We start from the raw sequence: 20022 nt of genomic DNA, 5'->3' as shown, positions 1-20022 counted from the left end.
GAGTTGTTCTCGGAGCAGTTTGGGGAACGGGGCGACTTGCTTCCCGCTCCGCGGAGAGTTCGAGTTTGGGACGAGTCGAATTTAGCCGTATCATTGAAAGATGAAAACCGGTTCCGACGACGGCTTCAAGATCCTGGACGACACCCGAGCTCCTGCGCGCAAGCCGCGTCCGGAATGGCTGAAGGTGCGCCTGCCTGCAGGTGAAAGGTATTCCGAGCTGAAGCGATTGGTGCACCGGCAACATCTGAACACCGTGTGCGAGGATGCGCGCTGCCCGAACATCGGGGAGTGTTGGGGAGCGGGCACTGCGACTTTCATGATCCTGGGGGACGTGTGTACGCGCGCCTGCAAATTCTGTGCAGTGAAAACGGGCCTGCCTCCCGATTATGACCTTGACGAACCGCGCCGGGTTGCGGAAGCGATCCGGCAGCTGAACCTTAAGTATGCCGTGATCACTTCTGTGGATCGCGACGACCTGGATGATGGGGGTGCCTCCATTTTTGCCGAGACGATCCGTCTGACCCGGCAGGCTTGTCACGGCATCAAGATCGAAGTTTTGATCCCCGATTTTCGCGGCGACCGGATTGCCTTGGGCAAGGTGGTCGAAGCCCGGCCGGACGTACTGGCACACAATGTGGAAACGGTCCCGCGGCTGTACCGCAGCGCTCGCGCCGGATCGCGGTACCGCCGTTCCCTGGACCTTCTTCTCCATGCCAAGTCGTTCGGCCCGGAAATGGTCACCAAATCGAGCATCATGCTTGGGCTTGGCGAGCAGCTGGATGAGGTCGTCGGGGTCATGAAGGATCTGCGGGGTGTCCGGGTGGACATCCTCACGCTGGGACAATATCTGCAACCGACCAAACAGCATCTTCCCGTCGAGCGCTTCTACACTCCGGCAGAGTTCAGCGACCTGCGCAGCATCGGCCTGTCGCTGGGCTTTTCCTACGTCGAATCCGGACCCCTGGTACGTTCCTCCTATCACGCCGAGAAGCAGGAAATCATCTTCAAGTGACGCGCGACGATTTCTGCCTGCATCCTTCGTCAATTGTCAATTGGAGATGAGGCCGGTTTCTGTTCTGTGATATGATTCATCTTGAACACTATCGAAGACTGATCCTATGTCAACCGTACTGCGATTTGCCATTATCTCTGCAGTGCTTTGCCTCGCCGCCGGCCCGCCCGCGCGCGCCGAGATTGCCCGGATCGATCTGAACGGCACGATCGACCCGATCACTGCCGAATACATAGTCAAGAGCATCGGAAGAGCCAGGGTGGAGCATGCACAGTTCATCCTGATCCAGTTGCGGACTCCTGGAGGCTTCGGTTCCTCCATGGAGGAAATCATCTCGGCGATGTTGAACAGCCCGATTCCCGTGGTCGTTTACGTTGCGCCCAGCGGCTCATCGGCGGCGTCGGCCGGCTTCTTTCTTCTGATGGCCGCGGACGTTGCGGCGATGGCACCGGGGACCAACACGGGTGCAGCCCATCCCCTGCTTGCGATTGCAGGATTTCCAGTAGAAGGGGGCGAGGCAGGCAAGACACTCACGGACAAGATCACAAGCAATGCGACGGCATACCTGCGCAGCATTACCGGCAAACGGCATCGAAACATCGCCGAAGCGGAAAAGGGGATCGTCGAGAGTAAGTCTTTTACCGAGACTGAGGCGCTGGAGAAGCATCTGATTGACTTCGTGGCCAAGGACGAGGGCGAGCTGTTCCGGCAACTGCAGGGCTACAAAGCCCAGCTTTTTAGCGGGCAGGAGGTCATACTCGCGCCGCAGGGACAGGCGGTGGTCGTTTATCAGATGACCGCGCGCGAAAAGTTCCTGGCCACGATTTCCCAGCCCAACCTCGCCTTGATCTTGGGGGTTCTCGGCCTGATCCTGCTTTACATAGAATTCACACACCCCGGGATGGTAGCTCCGGGGGTGATCGGAGGCATTTGTCTGTTGCTTGCGATCCTGGGCTTCTCATTCTTACCCATCAATTACGTCGGAGTGCTGCTGATCCTTCTGGCCATCGGCCTGTTTGTCGCCGAAGTCAAAGTGCAGGGATTCGGCATACTCGGTCTCGGCGGGGTGGTTTCGATGGTCATGGGCATGCTTATTCTGGTTGACAGCCCCGATCCGGCGGTAAGGATCGGGATCGCGACTGCGCTTTCGGCCGCGCTCCCGTTTGCCGTCATCTTCATCATCCTGCTGTTCGCTCTGATCCAGTCGTATCGTCAGAAAGCGTCCACGGGCAGCGCCGGCATGATCGGACTGGTCGGAGTGGCGGACAGCGAAGTTTTTGCCAGCGGTCGTGTCAGGGTGCGTGGAGAATACTGGCAGGCGCAGTCGTCCGTGCCGATCGCTGCAGGCAGGCCGGTGCGCATAGTCGGGATCGAAAACCTGATGCTGAAAGTCGAAGAGGTCCAATCATAGGCTTACCCGCGCTGCATGCGCGGCAACATTCGTCGGTCTTGGGGGAACCATGGAACCTACACAGATGCTGTTGTTCGGAATTGCAATCGTAATACTCTACCTGCTGAGCACGATCAACATTCTGAAGGAATATGAGCGCGCTGTGGTATTTCGCCTGGGCCGCCTGGCAAAGGATGCGTCGGGTCCCGGCGTGGTCTTCATTTTCTGGCCCGTCTACAAGATGGTGCGCGTCAGCCTGCGCACCGTAACGCTCGAAGTGCCGCCGCAGGACGTAATCACGCGCGACAATGTATCGGTGAAGGTGAATGCGATCGTATATTTTCGCGTCATGAATGCACCACGGGCCATTGTGGAAGTGGAAAATTATATTTATGCCACTTCACAGCTGGCTCAGACAACGCTGCGCTCGGTTCTGGGCGAGGTGGATCTTGACGACCTGTTGAGCAAGCGTGAAAAGCTGAATGTCAAGCTCCAGGAAATCCTCGACCAACACACCGATGCCTGGGGCATCAAGGTAAGCCTGGTCGAAGTCAAGCAGGTGGATCTGCCGCAGGAGATGCAGCGGGCGATCGCACGCCAGGCCGAGGCTGAACGCGACAAGCGCGCCAAAATCATTCACGCGGAAGGTGAATTTCTGGCTGCGGCGAAGATCCGCGAGGCGGCCGACGTCATCGCCAAGGAACCGGTTGCCCTGCAGCTCCGTTATTTGCAGACGTTGGCCGACATCGGGAATGAGAAAAATACGACGGTTGTTTTCCCGGTCCCGATTGATATTATCCAGACTTGGCTGAAGAAAAACTCATAGGCAGAAAAAATGGATCAACGAGGCGCTGAAGCCGGGACGGAGCTCGTCCTGGATAACCGGAAACTCATTCTTGGTTTTATGCTGCTGATTGTGGTCTGCGGCGCGTTCTTCGTCATCGGTTTCATGGAGGGGAAGCGGCAGGCTGTTCAGGCTCGGGTCGAGAGCACACCATCCAGCTCTGCAACCACGGCCGCCGAGATCGCCGGACCCGACACGAAGGCCCCCGCCACCGGAACGACCGCTACGCCAGCCACGGATCGGTCGGTGCGCGAACAGTTGGATTGGTACAAGAGCGTCCAAAGCGGTCAACCCGATGCGCGCAAGGCGACTCCTCCTGCAGAGTCGGCAAAAGCGATGCAAACTCCGGAAACCAAAAAGCCCTCACCCTCCTCTCCCAACGCGAACAGGGCGGCACCGGCGCCTGCGGTGGGGTCGATGATCCCTGCCGCAAAGGTGGGCTACAGCGTTCAGGCCGGAGCCTTCCGGGAGCGCCGCGAAGCGGAGATCAAAGCGGACGCTCTCAAGGCGAAGGGATTCCCGTGCGTGATCGAAGCTCCTAAATCGGCTGATCAGCTTTACCTGGTCAAGGTCGGTAAGTTCGAGTCGCGCGCAGATGCCGTGGCGATGCAGAAGAAACTGCAGAAAGCAGGATTCCCCTGCTTCATTAAGACCAATTGACGCATCGCGCGCCGGCGAGGGTGGAAGGGCAACTGCTGCTGACTACAACCAGAACTCATCAAAGACTGCCACCACTTCTGCTCCTTCCGGTGCTGTCCGGGATTATTGCCTGGGCTTCATTCCCAAAACTCAGTCAGAGTTATCTCGCGTGGGTAGCGCTGGTCCCGCTCATTTTCTATGTGGCGCGCGTACGGAGGCCCCGTAGTGCTTTTCTGGGCGGCGCGCTGGCCGGGATGCTTCAATTCCTCGCTCTGCTTTACTGGATCCCGCGGGTCCTCACCCATTATGGTGGCTTGCCTGCACCCGGGGCGTGGTCACTTTTTATCCTGATGGCAGCGATCCTGGGGTGCTATCCCGCCGCGGCGTGCGCCCTTACACGCTTCTGCATGAATCGCGGCGGCTCGGGATTCCTGCTGATATTGGCGCCCGCATGGGTCACCCTGGACTATGTGCGCAGCCTGTTCCCCTTCGGGGGATTTCCCTGGCTGATGGTCGGCTATTCCCAGGCCGATTATCTGAGGCTCATCCAGATCGCCGACCTCGCAGGCGTCTACGCCGTTTCATTCCTGATTGTCTGGGTCAACGTGGTGATCGCGTGGGTCCTGGTGCACCGCAGCTACAACGGGTTGGCGACCCTGGGTGCGGCCGCGATGCTGGCGGGTGCTCTGGCCTATGGCACCGGAAGCCTGCATCGCTGGGATCGGACGCAGCCTGAGTACCGCGCCGCGCTGCTGCAGGGCAACCTGTCCGTCGATGTGCCTGAATCGGCGCTGGCGTGGAAGTACCAGCAAGGGTATGTCCAAATGGCCGATCGTTTGGGCCCTGCACGGATCGACCTGTTGGTTCTGCCGGAGGCACCCTCGCCGGTCATTTTCCAGCACGATCCGGGTTACCAGGAGATTCAGCGCAGCCTCGCGCAGCGATTCCCGCTCGGGCTGGTTTTCAACAACATTTATTTTCGCGAGGTGGAGGGCACATCCAGGTACTTCAACAGCGCATTCTTTCTTGACCGGAATGGAACCGAGGTGGGGAGATATGACAAGATTCACCTCGTGCCCTTCGGCGAATACATACCTCTGCAGAAGCTCTTCTTTTTCAGCGAGACGATATCGAAGGACGTAGGGAATTTCTATCCGGGGAACAGTTTTGTGACCGTGCCCCTCGGGGGCCATCTCACGAACGTCATCATCTGTTTTGAGGCGGTTTTCCCGGAACTCTCGCGGCAGTTCATCCGGCGGGGCAGCCAGTTGATCATCAATTTGACCAACGATGCCTGGTATGGTGATACTTCAGCTCCTTACCAGCATCTAACGATGGCGCGCTGGAGAGCGGTCGAGTGCAGGCGCTATCTGCTGCGCGCAGCCAACTCGGGTATTTCGGCTATCGTGGAGCCGAGCGGGAGAATTCAAGTGCAGACCGGACTTCTACGGGAAGATACGGCCGTCGGCGGCTTCGCGTTTCTTTCGGGCGAGACCTTCTACGCGCGTCATGGCGATTCTTTCCCTATCCTCTGTGTTATCATTATTTGTTTGGCATTACTCTGGAGCCTCATGCGAGGAACCAGGTTGCCGGTGTTCCCGGCTCATCCGTAAATAGTGGAGGCAGGCATGCTTGAAGAGTTGCGCGACAAGGTGATTGCGCTTGGACAGAAGGTGGAGCAGGTTCGAGGTTATCTTTGATGCAGAGCACAAACGCGCGGAAATCCTCGAAATCGAAAAGAAAGTAGCACAGCCCGACTTCTGGAACAGGCAGGAAGAAGTTCAGGCGATCTTGCAGAACCGGCGCAAGCTCGAACGCGACGTTGAGCTTGACTCGAAACTGGCTCGGGACATGTCCGACCTTGGAGCTCTGATGGATCTCGCCGCTGAAGGAGAGGACGTGCTCGCCGAGCTGAAGGTCGAAGTGGAACGTCTGGAGCAGGAGATCAAGCAGACTGAGATTCGCACTCTCCTTTCCGGAGAGCATGATGATACCAATGCGATTGTCAGCATTCATCCCGGCGCCGGGGGCACCGAGTCGCAGGATTGGGCCGAAATGCTGCTGCGCATGTATCTGCGTTGGGCAGAGCGCTCGGGGTACGCAACGGACATCCTGGATTATCAGCAGGGTGAAGAAGCCGGCATCAAGTCAGTGACCTTTCTCGTGAAGGGGGATTACGCCTACGGCAACCTGTGCGCCGAAATCGGAGTGCACCGGCTGGTTCGCATTTCGCCTTTCGATGCTGCCGCGCGCCGGCATACGAGCTTTGCTTCCGTGTTCGTATATCCGGAGATTGATGACAGGATCGATGTGCAGATCGATGAGAAGGATCTTCGCATTGACACTTACAGATCCTCCGGAGCGGGCGGGCAGCATGTCAACGTCACGGATTCCGCGGTTCGCATCACGCACATTCCCACAGGAATCGTCGTATCGTGCCAGAACGAAAGGTCTCAAATACGGAATCGCGATATGGCGCGCAAGATTCTGCGTGTCCGCCTCTACGATCTCGAACTGGAGAAGAAGCGGAAGGAAATGCAGGCAGTGGAAGATGCCAAGCTGGATATCGCCTGGGGGAGCCAGATCCGCTCCTACGTCCTTCATCCGTATCGCCTGGTTAAGGATCACCGCACCAAATTCGAGACCTCCAATACAGATCGGGTCCTGGACGGTGATATCGACGAGCTGATCTACGAGTATCTGGTCCATCGCGAGAAATCCAGGAAGCGCGATGCCAATGCCAAGGTTGCCCGATAGTGACAGGAGAGCTCGCCAAATCCAAAGGTTGTACTGAAAAGTAAGGAGATGCAGGCGAAGATGCAAAACATGACCACCCGGCACATCTCAGGACGATCGGGTTATCACCGGAAAATCTATCTGGGCCTGCTCATCTTCGTAACCATCGCCGGCCTTCCCATAGTCGGGGTGCCGTCCTTGCGGCAGCGGTTGCGTTCACGAGTCGAGACTTTGCGGTCCGCAGCTGCCGGGGAGCCGGTTCCTCAGGCTCCTGCCAAAGCGGTGGTTGGGGAGAACCATGAACCCTTTCCGCACGAGTATGAACGCTCCCAGCAAGTGCGCCCCTCCTATCTCCCGAATATCGAAGTGTCGCCGCGGCCGCAAGTCCGGTTTGCCGTAGGGGGCGATCAGACCACTCCCCCGGCAATCGATTTCACACCCCCCGCCGCGAAGGGAAAGCCGGCCTCGAAAGCTGTCCCCGCTCCCTCCGAACCGGCGGCGACGGGCGGGCAAGCGGCCGCCGGCGCCGGAGCCGATTCGCAATATAAGAAAGGGAAGAGCGAGCAGGAGGCCTACGACATCCTGGTAAATTCGAACCAGACGCTCGCGGCTATGATCAAGGGAACTGATCCGACTCTAAAGTTCCAGGACTGGTCGGCGTCCAACAAGGGTGAGGAGTCCTACTACGTGAGCGTGACGTTTGTGCAGACGAGTGACAACATAGTCCGCAGATACATCTGGAACGTGAAGGTGATGACCAAGGAAGTCGTGCCCCTCAATTTCTATGCGATGGGGATCTCGAAGTAGCGTCTCGAGGTGGAGCGCCCGTGCATCTCAAGCCGGACTTCAAAAACCTGCCGCGAATTCCACAAATATTTCATGATTGCTCCTGTCTTGATTGCAGGCGTTTTGTCGTTGCGGGCAATGAGTGATTAGTAATCTCTTTGTCATGTAGGCGTCGGGAGTTCCATTGCAGGTATACCAGGTCAGACTTTTGCGCAGGCTTCTGCTCGGCCTGATCGCGCTGGTGTCGCTTGCCGTTCTGGTGAACTATGTCCAGATCTGGCGCCGCCGCCGCGACATTATCAAGCCGACGACTCAGATCCTGAGCCCCGAATTGCTCCGCTCGGCGACAGACGTCAAATACTCAGCGACCGAGAAGGGGGTCACCAAGTTCAAAGTCAGTGCGAAGAAGCTGTTGACAACCCGTGAAGACAAGGAGTTTCTCGAGGGCATCGACGCAAATGATTTCAACCCGGACGGCAGCGAGCGCAACCACATCAGCAGCAACATGGGGTGGTATGACCGGGTCCGCAAGCAGGCGTTTTTTTCCGGTGATGTCCGTCTTCGCCTGGGCAGGGACATCGAACTGCGCATGGAAACGCTCTATTACAGCATCGGTGATCAGACCGGCCATTCGGACGACCGATTGCGGCTCACCTCTCCACAGGCGTCCGGAACAGCCAAGGGTGTACGCTACGACAACGCGCGCAGGCGGATTGAGCTGTTGAGCGATCTCGCATTTGTAGTGCATCGGCGTGCCGTGGGCACCAAAGGGTCGTCGATCCTCGAGGAGTATCAGCTCACGTCGCAGCAGGGGTACTACTCGGAACAGGAGCATCTCATACGCCTGCAGGGAGCTGCGCGTATTGTATCTGCCGCCGGGTCCCTCGCAGGGGATCGCATCGAAGCCACTTTCAGCCCGGACAAGAAACACCTTACCAGCCTGGCCAGCCGTGGAAATGCTATCTATGAGTCTGCCGATCAAGATAACGTGCGCACGCTGCGCGGCGAAATCATCACCTTCGGCATCGGGTTTGAATCGAAAGCACTCGAAAACATCCACCTCTCTGGGCTGGCGAGCTTTTCACTGAAGTCTCCCGATGGAGGGCAGAAACTTGCGGGCTCCCAGATCCATCTGACCATGGATCCCGTCAAAGGCCTGCCGCGCGTAATTCAGAGCCAGCAGGGCGTGCGCTTTGAGTTCAAGCGTGAAGTGCAGGGCATGGAAGGCGGGGGAGACTGGCTCGAAGCCGTGTTCGTGCCGGAGGGCAACATTCTCGAAAGCATGCATATCCGCGACCACGCCAGCCTGAAAATCGGCGGTGGAACCGCAGCGCCCGATGAACTGCAGGCAGAGGATATTCGGGTCGCGTTTCGCGATCTCGAGGGTCGAAGCGTTCCGCGTGAGCTGCAGGCCGAGCGGACCGTCCAATGGAGATCTCCCGGCCGAAGTGCCGCGGAACCCGGCCGGTCTCTCTCAGCCTCCTCGTTGACCATGCGCTACTCCGAAAAAGGAGATTCGCTGCAATCCGGAACAGCCGGCGGCGGGGTGACATTGAACGCAATCCCAAAGCCGGGGCCTGGCAGCCTTCAGGTGCGGCGCCTGCAGTGTGATCGGGTCGATTTCTTTTTCTATCCCGGGAACAATCGCCTGCAATCCATGGCGGGGGACGGGCACGTACAGGTGTTTTATAGCAGGCCCGCGGAAGCCGGGACTCAAGGACAGCCTGACGAGTTCCACACTTCGAGTTCGAACATCAGGGCTAAATTCAAAGAAGCAGATGGGAGTGCCGAAACGATCACCCAGTCAGGCGGCTTTGTCTATCAGGATGGAATCAGAACCGCCAAGTCCGGAACTTGCGATTTTTCTGCAGCGACCGAGAAGCTTGTCTTGAGCGATGGTCCGAGCTTTACCGACCCTGACTCCTCCACCAGCGGCGAACTCATGGAGTATGATCGAACCGGGAAGATACTGACGGTCCGGCGCCAAGTCCGTTCCACCCTCAAGTCTGCGGCAGGAAATCCCCAGGGTTTCCTGACTGCATCCTCGGACGCATCCTCCTCGGTCATCGTGACCGCCGACGAGATGCAGTACAGGACGGAACAGGCCGAGGCCCGCTACACCGGCAACGTGCACCTGCTTTCGGCGGACGGTCAGCTTCAAGCCCAATCCCTGGTAATACAGAACAAGGGAAATCGCGTCGAAGCAGAGGGAAATGTCAGGCATCTCATACTTCGGTTCGGAAGTGCGGGTCCGGGGAAGTCCCTCCTGGGAGGCCAACCTCAGACGGGCAAGGGAGACGATAAGGCAAAAGAGAATGACCCCGTCCTGATTCGAAGTGCCGGACTTCAATACTCCAGAGCTGCGAACAGTATCCACTATGCGGGCGGTGTCGTGCTCGACTCGGCCAAGACCAGGCTTCGTGCCGACAGTATGGATGTCTTCCTGGACTCGGAAGGGAGGCAGGTCGAGCGGTCGATTGCGCGAGGAAACCTTGTAATTACACAGCCTGGCAGGGAAGTGAATGGTCTGGAGGCGGAATATTTTCCTGCCGAGGGGAAGTTCATTGTGACCGGAAGCCCAGCGACCATAACAGATTATGTCAAGAAGGAAAAGAGAACGTCCTCAGCACCTCGATTGACATTTTTTACCGCCGATGATAGGATCTTGCTGGGTCGCTAATCCTGATATAACATATTGATATTGCATTACTTACGATGAATAATCACAAGTTGCAGGCCTTGGGTTTGGAGAAGTCTTACCGAGGCAGGAGGGTTGTCAGCGAGGTTTGTCTCGAGCTCAGGCAAGGCGAAGTAGTGGGACTTCTGGGCCCCAACGGGGCCGGAAAAACCACTACCTTTTACATGGTTGTCGGTTTGATCTCACCCGATGCGGGGAAGGTCCTGCTCAACGGCTCCGATATCACCGGCTTGCCGATGTACCAGAGGGCACGATCGGGAATCAGCTATCTTCCTCAGGAGCCGTCCGCTTTCAGAAAATTGACGGTGGAAGAGAATCTCCATAGCATTGCAGAGACCCTGCCTGTTTCGCCCGAAGAGCAGGAGGAACGGGTTACGGGGTTGCTTGAGGAGTTTGGCATTGCGTCCCTGCGCCGACAGGGAGCGTATACGCTCTCCGGGGGTGAGCGGCGTCGCCTGGAAATTGCGCGGGCTCTTGTCCTGACGCCGAAGTTTGTACTTTTGGACGAGCCGTTTGCCGGGATCGATCCTCTGGCCGTGCTGGATATTCAGAGAATTATTGGGCAATTGAAGAATCGCGAAATCGGCGTTCTGGTTACCGATCATAATGTGCGGGAAACTTTGAATATCACGGATCGCGCCTATATAATAAACGAGGGCAAGATCTTACGTGAAGGTTCCCCCGAGGAATTGACGAGTGACGATGAAGTCAGAAAAGTCTACCTCGGCGAAAACTTCAGGCTCAACTAAGCGATGAACAATCGGCGACAGAATTTGCGGCAATCCCTCGACTTGCGGCTGACCCAGCGGCTTGCGCTTACACCTTCCCTTTTGCAGAAAATCGAATTGCTTCAGCTCAACAAGCTGGAACTGCAGGATATGCTCACCCAAGCACTGGTCGAGAACCCGATTCTTGAGGAGATTACCGAGCCGGAACCGCCGAAGGAGTTAAGCGCCGAGGAGAAAGTTGCCGAGACGCCGCCGGAGACAAGGGATCGAGAAAGAGATTCCTTCGAGGAAATCGATTTCCAGTACTTTTTCGGCGAATATCTGGACACAGGCTACAAGAATCGGGAGGTCGAGGATTCCGAAAAGCCGTCGTTCGAGACTTTTCTCGTGCGGCTCCCTTCGCTCACCGATCACCTGACATCGCAACTGGGCTTGTCTGACGCCGACGAGCGCACTGCGGAGATCGCGCGTCAAATCATTGGTAACCTGGATGAAGACGGGTATTTGCTCCTGAGCATGGAAGAGTTGTGCGATCTGACCATGGCCACCCCGGAGGAGGCGGAGGCTGCGCTCAGATTGGTACAGAGCTTCGACCCGATCGGCGTGGCGTCACGGGATCTCCGGGAGTGCCTTCTACTTCAACTTGAAGCACGAGGCCTGAAGGACAGCCTTGCCGCGAAAATTGTGGGCGAACACCTCCCACTTCTGGAAAATCACAAGTTCAAGGACCTTGCTGCCCGCACAGGGTCCACGTTTGAAGCGGTACTGCAGGCGGTTGACGGCATCAAGCATCTGATCCCGAAACCCGGACAGAAGTACAATCCCCAGAATGTCAACTACGTGCAGCCGGAGGTTACCATTGCCAAAGTCGGCGGAGAGTTTGTCATCATCCAGAATGACGAGGGCATGCCGCAGCTGCGCTTGAACTCGAGTTATCGGGAACTCCTCAGAAGCAACGGTGTGAGTGCCGAAACGAAGGCTTTCCTGCGTGAGAAATTTCGCTCTGCCGTTGATCTGCTGAGAAGCGTAAGTCAAAGGAAACGCACGATATACAGGGTGTGCGAGTGCATTGTGAACCGGCAGCAGGAGTTTCTCGAACGCGGACCCTCAGCCCTGCGACCCATGCTGATCAAGGATGTCGCAAGCGAGCTTGGCGTGCACAGCTCGACAATCAGCCGGGTCGTGACAAACAAGTATGTCGACACTCCGCAAGGGGTGATGGAATTGCGAAAGTTTTTCACCATGGGAGTGGAGAGCCCGGACGGAGAAGAACTCTCGATTGTGCAAGTAAAACTAAAGATCAGAAAACTGATCGATAACGAAAACAAAGGGAAACCATACTCTGACAATCAGATCGGGCAATTGCTGCGGCGCGACAACATCTTCATCACAAGGCGTACCGTGGCCAAATATCGGGAGCAGATGCAAATCCCGGGCTCTCGCGAACGGAAGATCGGTTATCTCCTACAACAGTAGGCAGCAGGAAGCCGGCAGTCGCCAGTGCAAGGCGGCTAGGATCAACTTCGCAGAAGGCGAAGCAAGCGCTACCAGATTTCCAACTGCCCCTCCGCCTACTGCCTGCCGGTTACCGCCAATTGAAAGGATCGATAGATGAATGTGGAGATCACAGGACGGCATGTCGTTATCACGACCGCCATCCGATCGTATGTCATGAAGAGATTGCGCAAGTTCGGCAAGTTCTTCGGTGAGGATGCCAGTTTTCATGTAATCATCGACGTCGAGAAGCAACGGCACACGGCGGAGATCCTTCTCAAGTCGAAGCTTCTGGATCTGACGGGGAAGGGCGAGACCGGCGACATGTATTCATCCATCGTGCGCGCCATCGAAAAGCTCGAACGTCAGGCGATCAAGAACAAGGGCCGGCTGATCGAAACTAAGCGTCAGAAAGCGAAGGCCAAGTCAGTGGAAGAGAGGTCAGGGTTCGCCCGTGCCAAATCGACGGGGCGCACCGACCGGAGGGTCGCAATCCGTGAGGAAATTGTCCCTAGGAAGCCGATGGCCGTCGAGGAGGCAGCTGTCGAACTGGGCCAGTCTGATTACCCGTTCGTGGTTTTTCGCAACGTGGAATCCGGATCCGTGAATGTCATCTATCGGCGCAAGGACGGGTCGTTCGGCCTGATTCAGGAGTAGTTTGAGCGCAATACCGGGATGCCATGCTTGAGCAGGAAGGAAGCCAGCCGGAGAGCATTACTGTAGCGGAGTTCGCGCTTGCGCCTGAGTTAGGACTGGAACTCGATGTGATTTACGGGGGCGAGGGGATGGCACACCAGATTCGCTCCCCGCGCATCCAGAAGCTTGGTTTGGCGCTCGCCGGTTACACGGACTACATCCATCCCGACCGGGTGCAACTGCTCGGCGGGAGTGAAATGAATTATCTCAGGATCTTGGAGCCGGCAGCCTGCGAGAAATCGATCCGCAGGTTGGGCCGCCTTAAGATCTGCTGCATCGTCATTACCAAAGGGCTGGATGTGCCTCCGGGCTTTCTGGAACTGGCCCGCGAAAGCGGCATCGCGTTGCTGCGTACGGCGGCATTAAGTTCAGTAGCCATCCGGAGGATCAGCGATTTTCTTGAAGTGCGCCTGGCTCCGCGCACCACGATTCACGGCGTTTTCATAGAGGTCTTCGGATTGGGGGTTCTGATTCTGGGGCCCTCAGGAATCGGCAAGAGCGAGTGCGCCCTGGAACTTGTGTTGCGGGGGCACCGCCTGATTGCCGACGACAGCGTGGAGATCACCCGTCGCGGCATCAACGGCCTGATCGGGGCAGGCGGGCCTGTTTTAAAGCATCATATGGAATTGCGGGGCCTCGGGATCATCGACATTAAGGAGTTGTTCGGCGTTTCGGCGACGGGGCAAACCCATGCCCTGGACCTTGTTGTTCGGTTGGAACGATGGAAGCCGGAAGGTGAATATGACCGACTGGGACTTGATCGTCCGACAGTCGAGATCCTGGGAGTGCCGATGCCTGTAATCGAAATGCCGGTCGCGCCGGGCCGGAATGTGTCCACGCTGGTCGAGGTGGCTGCGCGTACCCAGTTGCTGCGTAAACGCGGCTATCAGCTGTCAGGTGAACTGCTCGGGAGCGAAACCGGAAGCGGGTCCCCTTGCTAGCTGCTTGCGACCAGCGATTCATGCTGATTTTCCGGGCCTCCTGCTCCTGTAGCCTGTTCTGAACCGTCTGATCGGGACGTCCCCTTTTCGCCCGGAACTTTCGAGCGCATCATGAGCCTTCAAGAACTGGTAGTCGTGACAGGAATGAGCGGTTCCGGTAAAGGGACCGTTCTCAAGGCCTTTGAGGATCTGGGTTTTTTCTGCATCGACAACCTTCCGGTGCCGCTGATTCCCAAATTCATCGAGGGAATCCACGTCAGCGGCGGCGAGGTCGAACGTGCTGCGCTCGTGATTGACATCCGCGCCGGTGAGAAGCTGCGCGATCTGGAAAAAATGCTCTCGAGCTTGCGCGAATATGAGTTTCGTCTCTTCGTACTGTATCTGGAGGCGCGCGACGAAGTTCTGTTGCGGCGGTTCAGCGAGACCCGGCGGCCCCACCCGCTCACGGGGGACAAGACGCTGAGTCAGGCGATCCGCCTCGAGCGCAAACGCCTGCGCGCCATCCGGGAGCGTGCTGATGTCATCATCGACACCTCGGGGTATTCGATCCACGAGGTCAAGGCACTGGTGATGGACCGCTTCCGGGAACATCCCCGGACGGAAAAGCTCATCGTCTATCTGGTGAGTTTCGGCTACAAGCATGGCGTTCCCCTCGAGAGCGACCTGCTGTTTGACGTGCGCTTCCTGCCGAATCCGTTCTTTGTTGCCGGGCTGCGCATGCTCAGCGGGCGGCACCGCGAAGTTGCGAAGTACATGCGCTCTCACCCGGAAACGGATGAGTTTATCCGACGAGTTTTGGATTTTCTGAAATTCCTGATCCCCTTGTATGTCAAGGAAGGGAAGGCCTACCTTACTGTGGGCATTGGTTGCACCGGAGGGCGCCATCGGTCAGTATATGTGGTCGAAGAGCTGGCCAGGCTGCTGAAAATTCGGAGCGTGACCATAAAAGTCCGGCACCGAGATGAGGGGCAGGGCCGGCTTCCTCAAACGAGTTCATGATCCACAGGGAGTGCTATGATCGGTGCATTGGTCGTGACCCATGGGCATCTCGCGCAGGAACTGCTGGCGGCGGCGGAGATGATCGTTGGCGAGATCTCGCACATACAAGCGGTTTCTATCGGGTGGCACGACGATGTGAACGACGCGCGCAGTGAAATCGAGCGGCGCCTTGCGGATGTGGCAAGCGGCTCCGGCGTTCTTATACTGACGGACATGTTCGGAGGCACCCCTTCGAATATCGCTTTTTCCTTTCACGAGCCGGGGAAAGTGGATATTGTAACGGGAGCCAACTTGCCCATGATCATAAAAATCGCGAGCCAAAAAGAAGGGGAAACCCTCGAAGCTCTGGCACGCACTGTATGCGAGCAAGGGCGGTCAAGCATCGCCATGGCCAGCGACTTTTTGTCGACATGATCCGACGGGTTCTTGTGGTGGAAAACAAGCTGGGATTGCACGCTCGGGCTGCGGCGAAACTCGTCCACCTGACTTCCCGTTTCCGCAGCGACATCCACCTGGCCCGGGACGGCTACCGCCAGGCCATCGACGGCAAGAGCATTCTTGGGGTTTTGATGCTCGCCGCCGCGCGCGGGACGAGGCTCGTGGTTTCCATCAGCGGTGCCGACGAGATCGAAGCCGACGAAGCGATCGGGCAGCTTTTCGCTGACAAATTCGGAGAAGAGAGTTGAACAGCACAAAGGCTGAAGTGGTGTTTCAGGGCAACGGTGTCTCGCCCGGAGTCGCGCTGGGGAGTGCACTGAAGCTCGACAGCTACAACCGGGTCATCCTCAAAACGTTCATCGACGACGCATCTGTGGAAGCGGAGATCGAGCGCGTCCAGCAGGCCATCCAGACCTCCAAAGAGCAGTTGGAGAGCCTGAAACTCCGGCTGGAGAAAAAGGTCGGCACGGAGCACGGCTTCATCCTGGACGTGCATATCCTCATGCTTGAAGACAAGAGTCTTATGGCGGACATCATCTCCATCATCCGCAACCACGGCGCCAACGCGGAATGGGCAGTCCGGCAGGCCACGGATCGGATCCGCATTGCCTATCAGTCCCTAGACGACGAATACTTTCGTGAGCGCGTGAGCGACATTGAGAATGTGGTGGAGCGCATCCTCCTCAATCTGTCTGGCGACAAACCCTTCAGCTGGACCGCGCTTCCGGATGAACTGATTGTCATCGGTCACGATTTCAACCCGTCCACCTTCGCTTCCATGGATCTGCACAAAGTCCGCGCTCTCGCGCTCGAATCCGGGGGCCGCACCTCGCACACGGCGATTATTGCCCGCAGCTTGCGCCTTCCTGCGGTGATGGAAATCAAGGGCTTTCTATCGACCGTGACATCGGGCGATCTTGTGCTGGTAAACGGAGACGACGGCCAGCTTGTGCTGAATCCTTCCGATGAACGTGTCACCAGATTGCGCACCAGGATCGAAGAGGCGCGCCTTGGGGCCGGGGAGCCGCCGGCTTCGCCGGGAGGTGCCATCCTGACCGAGGACGGTTGCCGCGTGTCGCTGCAGGCAAACACCGAGTTGCCTCACGAAGTGCTGGCGGCAAGAAAGTGCGGCGCGGAGGGAATCGGTCTTTTCCGGTCGGAGTTTCTCTTTTTCGCCCATCCGCAGGGTTTTCCCAGCATGAGCGAGCAGTTGGAGACCTATCAGATGCTGGCCCGGGAGATGGCTCCGCATCCGGTGGCGGTTCGGACCCTGGACGCGGGCGGCGACAAGACCTGGGCCCGCACTGAGCCCAGCGCCGAACCCAACCCAAGCATGGGCCTGCGAGGCATACGGCTCAGCCTGCGCGCCAAAGACCAGTTTGCTGCCCAGATTGAGGCGATTCTGCGCGCCAGCGGCTCAGGTAAGCTGGAAATCGTGCTGCCGATGGTCTCGACCGTGGAGGAACTCTGGGAAGCCAAGAAGCTGATCGAGCAAGTCCGCACCAGCATTCGCCTTGCAGGCGACCAAATACCCAAAATGATTCCTATTGGAGCCATGATCGAAGTTCCTGCAGCCGTGCTGACCTTGGACCGCCTGGCGCATGAGGTGGATTTTTTGTGCGTAGGAACCAATGACCTGATTCAATATCTTCTTGCCGTAGATCGTGACAACCCGCACGTTGCCCACCTGTTTCAGCCCCTCCATCCATCCATCCTGCAATGCCTCAGCAGGATTGCCACCACCGCAAAGAGGCTCAAGAAGCCGGTGCGCATATGCGGCGAAATGTGCACCAATCCCTTCTTCGCAGTTCTATTTCTCGGAATGGGTTACGACCAGCTGAGCATGAACCCTCGATTCATACCGGGGATCCGCCAGGTGGTGCGCGCTGTGACTGTCCGGGCCGCCCGCAAGTTGGTGGAAAAGGCCATGATGCTCTCTACCGCACAGGAGGTTTCTGATTTCCTGATCGATGGGGTCTCGCGTTTGGTGAAACTGGACCTGACCCCCTTCGTGAAGGAGATCAAGACCAACCTGGGACGCTCGGGCACCGTACAACCGGGCCGCTAGACGCCGCCTGCGGCAGTAAGAGACAGCAGATATCTATTTAAACTACCTCAGTTGCAGTTTGATCGCTTTTGGGGGGTAAATGTGGGATAATTCACTTGCAAAGATCACGCCAGCAAGAGGGCGAACGATAAATCTAATGATGCGAATGTGTTCTTGCCGTTCTCTTTTCTGAACCTTTGCCTCAGGAGCTGCATCTATATGGGTGACGGCTTCATTACAGCGATTGGGGGAGACTCCGGGAGGCTATTATGGCACGCAAACTGATCTTTCTGATCCTGGCCCTGAGCCTGTGCAGTTTCTATGGCATGGCACAGTCGAAGGACTATTTCCGCATCGCAAGGTTATCCTATCTGGAAGGACACGTGAGCTTCCAGCACACCGATGAGGTGGAGTGGACGGCGGCCAGCATCAACATGGCGCTTCAGCCCGGCGATCGCATCTATACGGGCGAAAATGGCAGGGCGGAAATCGAGTTTGACGATGGTTCGGTTCTGCGCCTGGCCGAGAAGACCGACGTCGAAATCCTGACAATGAGGGAGGAGTTGATTCAGCTGCGCGCCTTGATCGGCTTGTGCTCTCTGACCAGTCGAAGCGGCGTGGGGTTCGAGGTCAACACTCCGGCCGCCGCATTTACGACCAGCGAGAAGGGCAGCTACCGGTTTGATATTGCGGAAAACGGCGATTCCGACGCAATCGTCAGGAAGGGTGCGATCGAGGCAGCCAACAACCGCTTCTCTAAGCACGTTTCGTCCGGGGAAGTTCTGCATGTTCCCGCTGCCGAGAATGCAACGGAGGTTCTGGCGCGCTACGACCAGCGCGACGCATGGGATGAATGGAACGACCGCCGCAACGCCGATGAGAATGCTTATGAGAGCAGGAGGTATGTTGCGGATTCGACCTACATGGGGGTCGGTGACTTGGATAGGTACGGCCGCTGGGTGGACGTGAGCGGCTATGGCCCGGCTTGGGTGCCGCAGGTCAGCGTCGGTTGGTCTCCTTACTGGGAAGGGCGCTGGTGGTATCGGCCTCTCTGGGGCTGGACTTGGGTTTCGTATGAGCCCTGGGGTTGGTTGCCCTATCACTACGGTCGCTGGTATGACAGCCCCGGATTCGGCTGGTGCTGGCTGCCTGGACCGTCATTTGGTTTCCATTTCTTTTCGCCGGGATTGGTCAGATTCTATCAGGGATCGGGCTGGCTTTCCTGGTGCCCACTCGGGCCCGGCGATTACTATGATGTCAATAACTTCTATTTTAACTTCAACAATAGGGCTAACCTGTATTATCTCAATGAATTGAGACTGTTGCAGCGGCGCAGCCCCGACGATCTCATCAACCGGCAGGGTCCGGGAGCTTTCCGCAGCGTGCGAACCGATGTGTTTGTGAATGGGAGTCTGGGAGCCAGGGTGCAGCAGGTGCGCGGGATTGATCCGCGGCAGGGTGGGCGAATCGTCACCGGAAATCTCGACGTGCGGCCGACAGCACGAAGCTTCGCGCCGGCGCCTGACCGGGTTGCGGAACGCCCGAACATCAAGGCCCGCGCCGTGGTGGTTCGCACCCAGCCGGAATTCAGAGCGCGCGGTGACAAGTTCGTTTCCATCACTAACCCGCAGATCGCCGTGCCGCGGACACGCGCGGACCAATCGGCAAGAGACGTGAGAGCAGTGCCGAACACGAGCAGCCGCAGCACCCAGGATGTTCCGGCCCGCAATGCCGCCCCGGCAAGATCGTATCAGATCCCGCAATCCCGCTCCTCGTCGAGTGGACAGGCGGGAAGGGATATGCAGACGGCGCCGCAGCGCCAGAATTCAGTGCCGCGCACGCAGGCGCCACCCGCGAATAACGCCCCTGGGCGCATGATCGATTCCGCACCCCCGGGATCCCGGCCCGGAATGAGTTCGTCCGGCAGCTCTTCAGGAAGAACCCAAGACTACAACCCTCCGGCAAGGCAGATGGATCGATCCTCTTCTTCTTCCTCTTCTTCGATAGATAGATCTTCCTCTATGGGATCTTCAAGCGGATCTTCGGGGATTTCAAGGCCTTCGGCGAGTGCTGCACCGCCCTCGAGTGCCGCACCGCGGAGTGCGCCGCCGGCGAGTTCAGCACCTCCGGCCAGTTCGGGTGCGGTCAAGAAGATGCCTGAAAGGCAAATGTCGTCTAACTACGCTCCCCGTTCATACCAGGCCCCTCGGGACTACCAGCCGGAACGGGCGGTCGCACCCCAGGCGCAGACCGCGGCCAGGTCGGTGTCATCCTGGAATGGCAGCCAGAACGAGTCCAGCAGCAACGCACGCTCGTATGCTGCCCGGCCTTCATATAATAACGGAGGCAGTTCTGCCGTGACGCGCGTGACTCCGCAATCCAGTGCCCCACGCGCCGCTGCGCAGCAATATAGCGCTCCCCGCTCGGTGCCGCAGTACAGCGCGCCGCGTGCAGCGCCACAATCCAGTGCCCCGCGTGCAGCGCCACAATCCAGTGCCCCGCGTGCAGCGCCACAATCCAGTGCCCCGCGCTCTGGTTCGCAGTCGCCGCGCCGGCGTTAACAACGGCAAACCG

General features: G+C 57.9%; 17 protein-coding genes. All 17 read left to right on the top strand.

Features of this window, described 5'->3' with window-relative positions; genetic code table 11:
- Positions 1–100 precede the first annotated feature (100 nt).
- The 17 genes from lipA to LAP85_10670 all read left to right on the top strand — a co-directional run bounded on the left by lipA (position 101) and on the right by LAP85_10670 (position 20009).
- Positions 101–1012 (top strand): lipoyl synthase, encoded by a 912-nt coding sequence (gene lipA, locus LAP85_10750; protein ID MBZ5496870.1) that lies wholly within the window; start codon positions 101–103, stop codon positions 1010–1012.
- Positions 1013–1118: 106 nt separating this feature from the next.
- Positions 1119–2423 carry a nodulation protein NfeD gene (locus LAP85_10745; GenBank protein MBZ5496869.1) on the top strand — a complete coding sequence of 435 codons (1305 nt, stop codon included), beginning with the start codon at positions 1119–1121 and terminating at the stop codon, positions 2421–2423.
- A gap of 64 nt (positions 2424–2487) precedes the next feature.
- Positions 2488–3228, top strand: a complete 741-nt coding sequence (locus LAP85_10740) for a slipin family protein (protein ID MBZ5496868.1) — start codon at positions 2488–2490, stop codon at positions 3226–3228.
- A 9-nt stretch (positions 3229–3237) separates the two neighbouring features.
- Positions 3238–3906: an SPOR domain-containing protein gene (locus LAP85_10735; protein ID MBZ5496867.1), complete on the top strand. Its 669-nt coding sequence runs from the start codon at positions 3238–3240 to the stop codon at positions 3904–3906.
- On the top strand, positions 3903–5498 hold the full coding sequence (gene lnt, locus LAP85_10730; GenBank protein MBZ5496866.1) for an apolipoprotein N-acyltransferase: 1596 nt from the start codon (positions 3903–3905) through the stop codon (positions 5496–5498). The genes LAP85_10735 and lnt overlap by 4 nt, the downstream gene beginning before the upstream one ends.
- 79 nt (positions 5499–5577) lie before the next feature.
- A complete protein-coding gene (gene prfB, locus LAP85_10725) occupies positions 5578–6642 on the top strand; it encodes a peptide chain release factor 2 (protein MBZ5496865.1) in 1065 nt (354 codons plus the stop codon).
- A 60-nt stretch (positions 6643–6702) separates the two neighbouring features.
- Positions 6703–7428, top strand: a complete 726-nt coding sequence (locus LAP85_10720) for a hypothetical protein (protein ID MBZ5496864.1) — start codon at positions 6703–6705, stop codon at positions 7426–7428.
- Between the two features lie 163 nt (positions 7429–7591).
- A complete protein-coding gene (gene lptC, locus LAP85_10715; GenBank protein MBZ5496863.1) occupies positions 7592–10087 on the top strand; it encodes an LPS export ABC transporter periplasmic protein LptC in 2496 nt (831 codons plus the stop codon).
- 35 nt (positions 10088–10122) lie between these two features.
- Positions 10123–10854 (top strand): LPS export ABC transporter ATP-binding protein, encoded by a 732-nt coding sequence (gene lptB / locus LAP85_10710; GenBank protein MBZ5496862.1) that lies wholly within the window; start codon positions 10123–10125, stop codon positions 10852–10854.
- Between the two features lie 3 nt (positions 10855–10857).
- On the top strand, positions 10858–12309 hold the full coding sequence (gene rpoN, locus LAP85_10705; protein MBZ5496861.1) for an RNA polymerase factor sigma-54: 1452 nt from the start codon (positions 10858–10860) through the stop codon (positions 12307–12309).
- A gap of 135 nt (positions 12310–12444) precedes the next feature.
- Positions 12445–12984: a ribosome-associated translation inhibitor RaiA gene (gene raiA / locus LAP85_10700; protein ID MBZ5496860.1), complete on the top strand. Its 540-nt coding sequence runs from the start codon at positions 12445–12447 to the stop codon at positions 12982–12984.
- A 23-nt stretch (positions 12985–13007) separates the two neighbouring features.
- Positions 13008–13964: an HPr(Ser) kinase/phosphatase gene (gene hprK, locus LAP85_10695; protein MBZ5496859.1), complete on the top strand. Its 957-nt coding sequence runs from the start codon at positions 13008–13010 to the stop codon at positions 13962–13964.
- 111 nt (positions 13965–14075) lie between these two features.
- On the top strand, positions 14076–14963 hold the full coding sequence (rapZ, locus tag LAP85_10690) for an RNase adapter RapZ (protein MBZ5496858.1): 888 nt from the start codon (positions 14076–14078) through the stop codon (positions 14961–14963).
- A 15-nt stretch (positions 14964–14978) separates the two neighbouring features.
- Positions 14979–15377: a hypothetical protein gene (locus tag LAP85_10685; GenBank protein MBZ5496857.1), complete on the top strand. Its 399-nt coding sequence runs from the start codon at positions 14979–14981 to the stop codon at positions 15375–15377.
- Positions 15374–15649: an HPr family phosphocarrier protein gene (locus tag LAP85_10680; GenBank protein MBZ5496856.1), complete on the top strand. Its 276-nt coding sequence runs from the start codon at positions 15374–15376 to the stop codon at positions 15647–15649. Before LAP85_10685 ends, LAP85_10680 begins: the two co-directional genes overlap by 4 nt.
- Positions 15646–17469 carry a phosphoenolpyruvate--protein phosphotransferase gene (gene ptsP, locus LAP85_10675; protein MBZ5496855.1) on the top strand — a complete coding sequence of 608 codons (1824 nt, stop codon included), beginning with the start codon at positions 15646–15648 and terminating at the stop codon, positions 17467–17469. The genes LAP85_10680 and ptsP overlap by 4 nt, the downstream gene beginning before the upstream one ends.
- Positions 17470–17717: 248 nt before the next feature.
- Positions 17718–20009 carry a FecR domain-containing protein gene (locus LAP85_10670; protein ID MBZ5496854.1) on the top strand — a complete coding sequence of 764 codons (2292 nt, stop codon included), beginning with the start codon at positions 17718–17720 and terminating at the stop codon, positions 20007–20009.
- Positions 20010–20022: the final 13 nt, after the last annotated feature.

The organism is Terriglobia bacterium (genome assembly GCA_020072565.1).
Lineage (GTDB): Bacteria > Acidobacteriota > UBA6911 > UBA6911 > UBA6911 > JAFNAG01.
Note: the sequence above shows the minus strand (reverse complement) of the source record. Positions and strands in the feature narration are given on the sequence as shown.

Excerpts from the sequence above, each read along its gene's own strand:
- hprK (MBZ5496859.1), top strand. The coding sequence starts at position 13,008 with ATGCTTGAGCAGGAAGGAAGCCAGCCGGAGAGCATTACTGTAGCGGAG.
- rapZ (MBZ5496858.1), top strand. The coding sequence starts at position 14,076 with ATGAGCCTTCAAGAACTGGTAGTCGTGACAGGAATGAGCGGTTCCGGT.
- rpoN (MBZ5496861.1), top strand. The coding sequence starts at position 10,858 with ATGAACAATCGGCGACAGAATTTGCGGCAATCCCTCGACTTGCGGCTG.
- LAP85_10735 (MBZ5496867.1), top strand. The coding sequence starts at position 3,238 with ATGGATCAACGAGGCGCTGAAGCCGGGACGGAGCTCGTCCTGGATAAC.
- lipA (MBZ5496870.1), top strand. The coding sequence starts at position 101 with ATGAAAACCGGTTCCGACGACGGCTTCAAGATCCTGGACGACACCCGA.
- LAP85_10740 (MBZ5496868.1), top strand. The coding sequence starts at position 2,488 with ATGCTGTTGTTCGGAATTGCAATCGTAATACTCTACCTGCTGAGCACG.
- raiA (MBZ5496860.1), top strand. The coding sequence starts at position 12,445 with ATGAATGTGGAGATCACAGGACGGCATGTCGTTATCACGACCGCCATC.
- LAP85_10680 (MBZ5496856.1), top strand. The coding sequence starts at position 15,374 with ATGATCCGACGGGTTCTTGTGGTGGAAAACAAGCTGGGATTGCACGCT.
- lptB (MBZ5496862.1), top strand. The coding sequence starts at position 10,123 with ATGAATAATCACAAGTTGCAGGCCTTGGGTTTGGAGAAGTCTTACCGA.
- LAP85_10745 (MBZ5496869.1), top strand. The coding sequence starts at position 1,119 with ATGTCAACCGTACTGCGATTTGCCATTATCTCTGCAGTGCTTTGCCTC.
- LAP85_10720 (MBZ5496864.1), top strand. The coding sequence starts at position 6,703 with ATGCAAAACATGACCACCCGGCACATCTCAGGACGATCGGGTTATCAC.
- LAP85_10685 (MBZ5496857.1), top strand. The coding sequence starts at position 14,979 with ATGATCGGTGCATTGGTCGTGACCCATGGGCATCTCGCGCAGGAACTG.
- LAP85_10670 (MBZ5496854.1), top strand. The coding sequence starts at position 17,718 with ATGGCACGCAAACTGATCTTTCTGATCCTGGCCCTGAGCCTGTGCAGT.